The organism is Microcystis sp. M109S1 (assembly GCF_020247025.1).
In the GTDB taxonomy this organism is placed as follows: domain Bacteria; phylum Cyanobacteriota; class Cyanobacteriia; order Cyanobacteriales; family Microcystaceae; genus Microcystis.
The window spans coordinates 1-9,701 of the sequence record NZ_JADBRW010000241.1 but is presented as its reverse complement, the minus strand read 5'-3'; the positions used below and the strand labels follow the sequence as shown (position 1 = coordinate 9,701).

The window sequence follows — 9,701 nt, the reverse complement described above, 5'->3', positions numbered from 1 at the left end:
TCAGAGAATCGGCGCGAATGGGGTCTAATTGTAATTCCGTCGGGTCGAGGACGGTTAAGGAGAGGGGAGAACCCAATAACCAAGTGGCTAGATCATCGGAGAAGTTTTCGGCGATAAATTTACAAATATTATCAAACATCGTCAGGGATTACTTTCCGTTTCTCCTAGGATACCCTCGGTCGCCAGTGTTGACATCCTGTATTCGCCGTAACTATTGCCGAAGAGAATCGTAGCGCGGAATACATTATCGGCAAAATTCAATTCTAACCATGGACTAATTGTATAGATATTGGCAAATTTGTCACGTCTTCCGAGGAATTTCTTGACAATTGCTAGAGGAAGGGGTATATTAGGAGCAGATTTTCTGAAGTTTTATGTCCCTATCTAAAGTTATCAATCATGGGGGGCGGGAGAAGCGTAGCTTATCAAAGGCTCTGCTGAAATCCTTTTCCCTAGTCACGGCCACTGCGATCGGATGTATTAGTATCGCCCCCAGTGCCACTGCGGCCAGTTTTTCCTTCGCTTTCGGTAGCCAAGGTTCGGGGGACGGTCAGTTCAATTTCCCCTCCGCTATCGCTGTCGATAGCGGGGGTAATATCTATGTAGCCGATACGTTCAACGATCGCGTACAGGTATTCAACCCCAGTGGTGTCTTCCAGTCCACTTTCGGTAGCCATGGTTCGGGGGACGGTCAGTTCTCGACCCCCTACGGTATCGTCGTCGGTAGCGGTGGTAATATCTATGTAGCCGATACGGACAACGAGCGCGTACAGGTATTCAACCCCAGTGGTGTCTTCCAGTCCGCTTTCGGTAGCCAAGGTTCGGGGGACGGTCAGTTCCAAGGCCCCTACGGTATCGCGGTCGGTAGCAGTGGTAATATCTATGTAGCCGATACGGGCAACAATCGCGTACAGGTATTCAACCCCAGTGGTGTCTTCCAGTCCGCTTTCGGTAGCCAAGGTTCGGGGGACGGTGAGTTCGATGGACTCCAAGCTATCGCCTTCGATAGCAGTGGTAATATCTATGTAGCCGATACGTTCAACAATCGCGTACAGGTATTCAACCCCAGTGGTGTCTTCCAGTCCGCTTTCGGTAGCCAAGGTTCGGGGGACGGTCAGTTCGAAGCCCCCTTCAGTATCGCTGTCGATGGCAGCGGTAATATCTATGTGGCCGATACGTTCAACGATCGCGTACAGGTATTCAACCCCAGTGGTGTCTTCCAGTTCGCTTTCGGTAGCCAAGGTATGGGGAACGGTGAGTTCAGTATGCCCCAAGGTATCGCTGTCGGTAGCGGTGGTAATATCTATGTAGCCGATACGGTCAACAATCGCGTACAGGTATTCAGAACGCACGAACCTTCTAGTATTATCGGATTAGGCATACTAGGGGGCGGTTTAGTGGTGCGTCGCCTCGCTAAACGTGGTTAATCGGTGTGGAGTGGGGAGATGAGTTAAAATTTTCCTAATTCCCCACCCTTTGCGATTAAAAGCTTTAATTGTCCTGCTGTCTTTGTAATTCCTCGATAGTTGCGCCGGATAAATCAGTAAATCGGGCGATTTCTGGGATAGGAAAGCCTTTTAAAATAACTATAAAGTACCAAACAGACCTAACGTGATTTTCCCTGCACCGCCACCAACTAAAACCATCGGTAAATCGCAGGTGCTAATAATAGTAAAGAGATCAGATAAAGCTTGTTTTTCTTGAGAACTAATCATTTTTTTCTGCTACTTATTTTAGATTATGATTTAATCCTGTTTTAATTTCACAAACATAATTAACGGTAGTATAATCGGTCTGAATAATTAACTTTCCATCAGCCAAGAATTTTATATATAGGGTTTATATTCAATAGTTGCCTGAAAATTAGGTAAGGATTCCAGACAGGTCAAACATTGATGAAATAGGGGATGTTTGGGCTACATAAGCAATAGAAAGTTACCTTTTCTCTAAAATCAGTAAATATTCGGATTTCATCCCGTCAGGATTTTTATTCTTGCGAGATTTGAATAATTGTCTAGTTTTAATTCTATCCTCAAAGACGGTATTAAAAATAAAGCCATTTTCCTGAAAATATTCCTGTAATATTCGCCAAGTTTCTACTTCCACTCCATCCACTTTCGGATTACCGACAAAAATGCAAGCTTTCCCAGCTTGTTTTAATTTTCTGGTGGCATTTTCTAAAGCATTGATAGTGTGACAAAAGTAGGAATCAAGAATTTTATGTAAATTCTCTTTCTCTAAACTCAATCTCACTTGATTTAAGGTTTCGGTTTCGATTAATCTGGTAGCCTCTCGGTAGGGAATTTCTAGCTTAGAGATTTTTTGCACTTCTTTTTCTGTATATCCTAACCAATATAAATCTAGTTTTGCTGTTCTGATATATTCCTGTGCTTGCAGATAGGGGGGTGAACTAATTAAACAATCTAACTCTAGATTTTGATCGATCTCAAAAGTGGCACTATCTACTCCTCCATAAAAAAGCACCTGATTACAATTATGCCAAGTTATGGCAATATATTGATTGACGCTGGTTAAAGTTTCAAAACTCATCTCTTTAATCGTTCGTTTTAATTCCTCTTGCCAATCTCTTTGTAATAGTTCCTGTATATCTGATTTTTTGTATTTAGATTGAAATAATTTAGGTTTGGTATGTTCTGCATAGGAAAACTGCTTACTAACTTTCACTAAAACCGCTTGAATGATCTGGGAATACAAATCAGGTTCTAGATTTTTTTGACCTGCCCAAAGTTTCTGTAAAACTGCTAAAATTTCCTCTGGATACCAATAATTTAAATTTGACCACTGAGGGATAAATTTATCTTCGTTGGCAAAAACTTCTAAGATTTTTTTATCTAACTCTGAGTAACTCAATGGTTCTTGGTGTTCTGTGATCTTAATCGGTATAATATGGTTTAAAAGATAATTCAGGTCAGTTAAAACCGCATTTCTTTGACAAAGTTTAGCCTCTAAACCCACCGTACCCGAACCGGCAAAAGGATCGATAATCCAATCATCCTTTTTAGTGTAGCTATCAAGGCAAAATCTCACCACTTGGGGAATAAATTTGGCAGGATAATAATAGATGCCATGGGTTAGATAACTGGTGCTGGTGATTTCTGGTACTAAATCTCGAAAAGAAACTAATCGTGGGGTTCCCCGATTAAATTCTTCTAAATTATTAAAATCGAAAAGTTCTAACTGCATGATTCGGCTATCAATTCTTCCTAGGGTAGGCCAGCCAATTAAAATAAAGATTAAAACCGTAGTCGATCAATATTCTAACTTATCGTCCCTTAACCTAACCGAGAACTCAACTTTTTTACTTTTTACTTAACGTGATATACTGCCAGAGGAAAAAATGACGTTTTAATTAGTCTGCGTGAATAGCCAATCCTCGACGATCATAGAACAGGTTAGAGTCCTTGACCCCCTGACACAAACCGATCGCATTGCCGATGTCTGGATTGAGGAGGGGGTAATTAAAGCGATCGAATCTCAGCTTCCCCCAAGAGAAAATAGTAACTATATTTCTGGTCAAAACTGTATTTTTGCTCCCGGATTAGTCGATCTCTACAGTCATTCTGGGGAACCCGGCCACGAGGACAGAGAAACCCTTGCATCTCTGATCAAAGCGGCCACGGCCGGAGGCTGCACCCGGTTGGCAATTCTCCCCAATACTCTCCCCCCTCTCGATCACCCCGCACTTATTAGCACATTACAGCAAAAAAGTCAAGGGTTTTTTGACTCAAAATCGACTCGTCTGCATTTTTGGGCAAGTCTCACCCTAGGAAGACAAGGGCAAAAAATGACGGAATTAGCCGATTTAATGCCTGTAGCGGTGGGTTTTACCGATAATCGCGGTCTAGAAGACTTGGGACTGTTGCGGCACTTATTGGAATACCTAAAACCCTTCGGTAAAAATATCGCCCTTTCCCCCGTAAATCAGCAATTAAAGGGTAATGGAGTCATGCGTGAGGGAGAAACCTCGATTCGCTTCGGTTTACCCGGAGATCCTGCTATTTCCGAAACCACTGCTTTAGCCACAATTTTAGAAATCGTCGGCGAAATTAATACACCTGTTCACCTAATGCGAATTTCTACCCGTCGAGGAGTGGAATTAATTCGCGAGGCAAAAATGCGGGGATTGCCGATAACCGCTAGTGTGACGTGGTTGCATCTCCTCTTAAATACAGGATCGATCGCCAGCTATCATCCCAGTTTACACCTCGCTCCACCCTTGGGCAACGAAAGCGATCGCAAGGCGTTAATTGCGGCAATTAAGGAGGGAATTATCGATGCAATCGCGATCGATCATCGTCCCTATACCTACGAAGAAAAAACCGTTTCTTTTGCAGAAGCACCCCCCGGCGCAATCGGGTTAGAATTAGCTTTACCGCTACTCTGGGAAAAATTAGTAATAACCGGGCAATTATCAGCTTTACAATTATGGCAAGCGCTTAGTCTCAATCCCTGTCATTGTTTACAACAAAAACCGGCATCTCTCAACCCCGGTAATCGCGCAGAAGCAATTCTTTTTCATCCCCAAGCAAGCTGGAAAGTAACGGCAAATAATCTTCACTCCCTCAGTCATAATACTTTCTGGTTAAATCAAACAATTACGGGAAAAGTGTTAGAAATGTGGAATTTTTAAAGGGTGGCCAATTTCTATCTTGAGACTCTCCTCGTTTTTTGGATAATGATCAGCTAGAATTCTAGAGAGAACTAGAGTAATGACATGGAAAAAGAACTGGTATCAGAAAAGCGCGGTTATCTGCTTCGCACGGTGGCAGAAGCTAAAGAAATTGTCCTTAATTGGTTGCGGGAAATAAATTTAGTTAATGCGATTAAATTAGGTTTACCAGAAGTGGATGACAGATATCATATTTGGCGAATTCCTTTATGTAATGAACAGAAAAAAACCGTTGGGGAAGTGGTGATCGATGCCTACACCACCGAAATTTTATTAGATAAAACAACTCGGACTGAAATTATTATCGCTCGTCTGTTAAAACAGGATGAATCTAAATTAGAAACCCGCAAGAAACCCAAAAAAGAATATAAGCTTTCCTCTCTGAGAAATACCATCGGATTTGGTGATTGTAGCGAACTTTTGGAGGAAATGCCCGCAGAAAGTGTTGATTTAATCTTTACCTCACCACCCTATTTTAATGCTCGTCCGGAATATTCGGAATTTGAAGAATACGAAACCTATCTATTGAAGCTGCGACAGGTAATCAGAAAATGCCATCGAGTTTTGAGTGAAGGACGTTTTTTTGTCATTAATATTTCTCCCGTGCTGTTGCGTCGTGCTTCCCGTAATCAAGCTTCTAAACGTATTGCTGTCCCCTTTGATTTGCATCGAATTTTTGTTGAGGAAGGTTACGATTTTATTGATGATATTATTTGGCTAAAACCAGAGGGAGCAGGGTGGGCAACTGGTAGAGGGCGCAGATTTGCCGCCGATCGCAATCCTCTCCAATACAAAACTGTGCCGGTGACTGAATACGTTTTAGTCTATCGTAAACACACGGATTTACTCATCGATTGGCATATTCGTAATCATCCAGATCAAGAAGTAGTAAAAGCCTCAAAAATTGCCGATGGTTATGAACGCACTAATGTCTGGAAAATTAACCCAGTCACTAACTCAAAACATCCCGCCGCTTTTCCCGTAGAATTGGCAGAAAAAGTGATTACCTATTACTCTTTTAAAGGTGATGTGGTTTTAGATCCCTTTGCTGGTTCAGGAACCGTGGGACTAGCGGCCGCTTCTTTAGATAGACGTTTTGTTTTATTCGAGAGTAATTTTAATTATATTGAACTGATGCAACAAACAATTCCTAGATGGAAAAATATTAAGTTTTCGTCTATTCTATGGCTAAACTGCAAGCCGTCTAAACTACCACCAGAACAAATTGAGATTCAATGGGAGGCTATCGATGACAACAATAGATGATCTATTTCCTGAAAAGGGCAAATTAATCCTAAGTGGTAGCGGTAGGGATTTTATTGAAAAATTGGGTGTGGAAACTGTAAGACAGCTAACCCTAGATATTCTATGTGGGGAGAACATACGCACTCAAACTGAGCAGTTAACAAGTAGACGAGTGGCGATCGCCTCTGGTGCAATGGTTGCCTTATTTGCAAAAGGTTGGCAAGGGGTGGAGAATTTTACTGACCAACTGTCTGATATGGCATTATCTCAACTTAAATCTTCCCGTCGTTCTGATAAAGAATTGATCTGGCCTGCTAATTGGTTAATTGGTTTGACAGGCAAAGGTGTTCAAAATGTATTGCGAGATAATCCAGCGGCACAAGAAAAATATATTCAAGATTTTGAAGCTGCATTGGAAGAGGCATCGCAAAAATGTGAAGAGGATTTTGGATCAATTCGTATGTTTTTAGGACTGATTGAGGATGAAAGTGGGAAAGTTTACAGGAATCTAGAATGGCGAGATATAATAAGGCTAACAACTGCTATTGGCTGCGCAACTCTCACTATCAGAGGTTCTGATAAATCCACATATGGGAAGCTTTTTGAGAGACTCGTACTCGGCTCGGTTTTACATATTCTTGGTTTTCAGTATATTGAGAATCCATCAAGTCCAATTATTGAAAGAGTATTTTGGCTATCTGACAATTCCAATCTTCGTGAATGCGATGGAACTTTAAGATTACGGGCTGGTAAACTAGCTCGCTTCGATATAGGTTTCATTGGTAGAGGAAATTCAGAGATCACAAAAGATAAACTATCTCGCTTTGCTAATGTTGAGCTATATGGAGAAACTACATCTCGGACTTTTATTATTATTGATCGACTGCCTGCTAAGTCAAAAAAGACAGTGGAAGCTGCTAAGAGGGCTGGAAGTGAAATTATACAAATGAGTATGCAATTCTGGCCGCAAGAACTGGCTAGAAGTTTAGAATCAAGATTGGATTACAGAGCAGAGATTCTTGATATTGATGAAGAATCTTTATATGATTATCTTTCTCAGAAAATTAGTTCTGCTCCTCTTTTGAGTTTTTTGAATTTTGGTGATACGTTAGAAGAAAATGTTGATGGTTTTCAAGAAAATGAACTAAGCGATAAAGATGATGATACTTTAGATGGCTAGGATATTTATCTCTCTTTTATTAAACTGGGAAAAAACCTTGATTTCTCCTTGTCTGAAACGACATAATTTTGTAGAAATTTCCTAAACTGACAAGAGACAGATAACTTCATTTCCGCACAAGGAGATTTTGCTATAACTTACACGAAATAATTAGGTTTTTTGACTGTAGTATAATTGAGTTTTTGGCTGATACTGAACTGATGCTAATATGTTTTTTTGACGTTATAATTACGCTTTATTTTTATTTTTATTCGATCGGTCAATGAGCGAGGTAAACACCATGACAGCCAGTAAAAGTCACGCTTATTTTACTCCAAAAGACTATCTGGAAATAGAGAAAATTAGTCCCATTAAACATGAATATATGCAAGGGCAAATCTTGGCGATGGCCGGGGCCAGTAAAGCCCATGTTATCATCACAGGTAATCTTTCAGCCCAATTAATTAATCATTTACGGGGTAGTGGTTGTCTTGCCTACGCTACCGATATGAAAGTGCGTCTCCCTAGCTTAAATATCTTCTATTATCCCGATTTTGCCATTACTTGTGACGAACGGGATCGAGTTTCCGAGGAGGATTTTATTCTGCATCCACGAGTGATTATCGAAGTTTTATCCGACTCTACGGCAGCCTTTGATAGAGGCGATAAATTTGCCGATTATCAAACTATTCCCGAATTACAGGAATATCTGCTGATCGAGCAAAAACAAGTCTTAATTGAACAATATCAACGTCAATCTAATAACCTCTGGATTCCCCATATTTATCAAGCGGGAGATTTAATCACTATTAACTGTATTAACTTTTCTTGTCCGATAGAAATTCTTTATCAAAACCTAGAAATTCTTAGCTAGAATCTTGGCCGTAAAAATAGTAAAATGGGGTCAGGTATTATAGGAGAAATTTCCCCTATTTCCTAACCCCCCAACAACTTAGACAATTAACCCCTTTGTCGAGTATTAATCACCTCACCGGCGGCATTAACTAACTCTAGCTGTAGCGGCATTTGTCCCATAGCGTGAGTGGAACAGCTTAAACAGGGATCATAGCAACGAATACCCGCTTCCACCCGGTTTAACATCGCTTCGGGAATTTCGCCACCATGGATATAATGTTGGGCGATTTGTTTCACTGTTTGATTCATGGCCAAATTATTATTACCCGTGGCAATAATCAAATTCACCGTTTCAATCAAACCATTTTCATCCACTTTATAATCATGGAATAAAGTACCCCGGGGCGCTTCACTAACTCCCACCCCTTGCAGATTATTAATTCCTGCTTCGGCACGACAGCGTTGAGAAACTATATCGGGATCGTCGATTAAAAGTTCGATACGCTCTAAACAGCCCAAAATCTCCACTAAACGAGCATAATGATAGTAAAAAGAAGAGGTTGCTACACCACCGACCCGATGGCGATATTCCCGTAACTCGATATCCGCCCCATCCGTGCCAAAATGGGAACAAACATTTAAGCGCGCCAACGGACCTACTCGATAGATACCGTTGGGATAACCGAGGGGTTTATAGTAGGGAAACTTCAAATAAGACCATTTTTCCACTGATTCGCCGATATAATCGCGATAATTGTCTTCGCTGAGGTTATCGGCCACGATATTGCCTTGACTATCAGTAAAACGAATATGACCGCCGTAGTGTTCCCACTCATCCCGTTTACCGACCAATCCCATAAACAGGGAAGGGAAATTACCAAAAGCGGCGATTTCTGTGGTTAAATTGTCTAGAAGTCCTTTAAACAGGTTTAAGGCCGTGTAAAGAGTCGCTTTAGACTCCGGCAGTCGTTCTTTAATCCATTGTCGCCCTTCTTCGCTCAGGGGAGAACGCACACCTCCCGGGACAGACCAAGCGGGGTGAATTTTTTTCGCCCCCAAAAGTTCAATAACTTTCTGTCCAAATTGACGTAAACGGATGCCCGCTCGCGCTAGGTCGGGATCGGCCGCAATTAAACCGAAAACATTCCGTTTAGCGGGATCACTTTCCCAACCAAGCAGAAAATCGGGACTGCTAAGATGGAAAAAGCTTAAAGCATGGGATTGGGTTAACTGTCCCAAATTCATCAAGCGCCGCAGTTTTTCACCCGCGGGGGGGATTTGCACCGCTAGAATTTTATCGCCAGTTTTGGCGGCACAAAGTAGGTGACTAACGGGGCAAATGCCGCAAATTCGGGCAGTAATTCCCGCCATCTCCCACATCGGCCGTCCCTCGCAGAATTTCTCGAAACCGCGATACTCGACCACATGAAAACGCACGTCATCCACTTCCCCCGCATCGTCAAGGAAAATCGAGATCTTGGCATGGCCTTCGATCCGGGTGACGGGATCGATAACGACGGTTTTAGTCATAGTAAGTCCTCATCGAAAATTTTGGGTCTGAAACCCCGTCGTTTCACGACGGCTTTACCGTTAAATACTAGCGCATTTACCAAATAGAACTCTTGCAAATTAATTATATGTTATAATGATGGGTTAACTAATTTTCCCCAAAAAATTAGTTAATCAGTACATTCGTCCTGAATGAAAACTTGAAGTTTAACTTTTAACTCAAAACTCTTTAGAGCTGCTTTA

The 9,701-nt window shown here is 41.6% G+C and carries 8 protein-coding genes and 1 pseudogene; 5 read left to right on the top strand and 4 right to left on the bottom strand.

Going from position 1 to position 9,701, the window contains the following annotated elements:
- Positions 1–139 (bottom strand): annotated as a pseudogene (locus tag IM322_RS12120) (Rpn family recombination-promoting nuclease/putative transposase); the annotation flags it as partial.
- 235 nt (positions 140–374) lie between these two features.
- On the opposite strand from IM322_RS12120, the gene IM322_RS12115 reads away from it, so the two are divergent.
- Positions 375–1,427, top strand: coding sequence for a 6-bladed beta-propeller (locus tag IM322_RS12115; protein WP_287713220.1), 1,053 nt, complete (start codon positions 375–377; stop codon positions 1,425–1,427).
- A 159-nt stretch (positions 1,428–1,586) separates the two neighbouring features.
- Here the strand turns inward: IM322_RS12115 and IM322_RS12110 are convergent, their stop codons facing one another.
- Both IM322_RS12110 and IM322_RS12105 read right to left on the bottom strand, forming a co-directional pair.
- Positions 1,587–1,715, bottom strand: a complete 129-nt coding sequence (locus IM322_RS12110; protein ID WP_287674835.1) for a hypothetical protein — start codon at positions 1,713–1,715, stop codon at positions 1,587–1,589.
- A gap of 220 nt (positions 1,716–1,935) precedes the next feature.
- Positions 1,936–3,204 carry a DNA methyltransferase gene (locus IM322_RS12105; protein ID WP_287674834.1) on the bottom strand — a complete coding sequence of 423 codons (1,269 nt, stop codon included), beginning with the start codon at positions 3,202–3,204 and terminating at the stop codon, positions 1,936–1,938.
- A 175-nt stretch (positions 3,205–3,379) separates the two neighbouring features.
- On the opposite strand from IM322_RS12105, the gene IM322_RS12100 reads away from it, so the two are divergent.
- From IM322_RS12100 to IM322_RS12085, 4 genes are all read left to right on the top strand, one after another.
- Positions 3,380–4,651, top strand: coding sequence for a dihydroorotase (locus IM322_RS12100; RefSeq protein ID WP_287674832.1), 1,272 nt, complete (start codon positions 3,380–3,382; stop codon positions 4,649–4,651).
- An 84-nt stretch (positions 4,652–4,735) separates the two neighbouring features.
- Positions 4,736–5,956 (top strand): DNA-methyltransferase, encoded by a 1,221-nt coding sequence (locus tag IM322_RS12095; RefSeq protein ID WP_287674830.1) that lies wholly within the window; start codon positions 4,736–4,738, stop codon positions 5,954–5,956.
- On the top strand, positions 5,940–7,115 hold the full coding sequence (locus IM322_RS12090; protein ID WP_110545989.1) for a CfrBI family restriction endonuclease: 1,176 nt from the start codon (positions 5,940–5,942) through the stop codon (positions 7,113–7,115). Before IM322_RS12095 ends, IM322_RS12090 begins: the two co-directional genes overlap by 17 nt.
- Positions 7,116–7,395: 280 nt before the next feature.
- Complete coding sequence (locus tag IM322_RS12085) at positions 7,396–7,968, top strand: Uma2 family endonuclease (protein WP_287674828.1); 573 nt, start codon at positions 7,396–7,398, stop codon at positions 7,966–7,968.
- A gap of 86 nt (positions 7,969–8,054) precedes the next feature.
- Here IM322_RS12085 and IM322_RS12080 read toward each other — a convergent pair whose 3' ends face one another.
- Positions 8,055–9,479: a Ni/Fe hydrogenase subunit alpha gene (locus tag IM322_RS12080; protein ID WP_286826340.1), complete on the bottom strand. Its 1,425-nt coding sequence runs from the start codon at positions 9,477–9,479 to the stop codon at positions 8,055–8,057.
- Positions 9,480–9,701 lie beyond the last annotated feature (222 nt).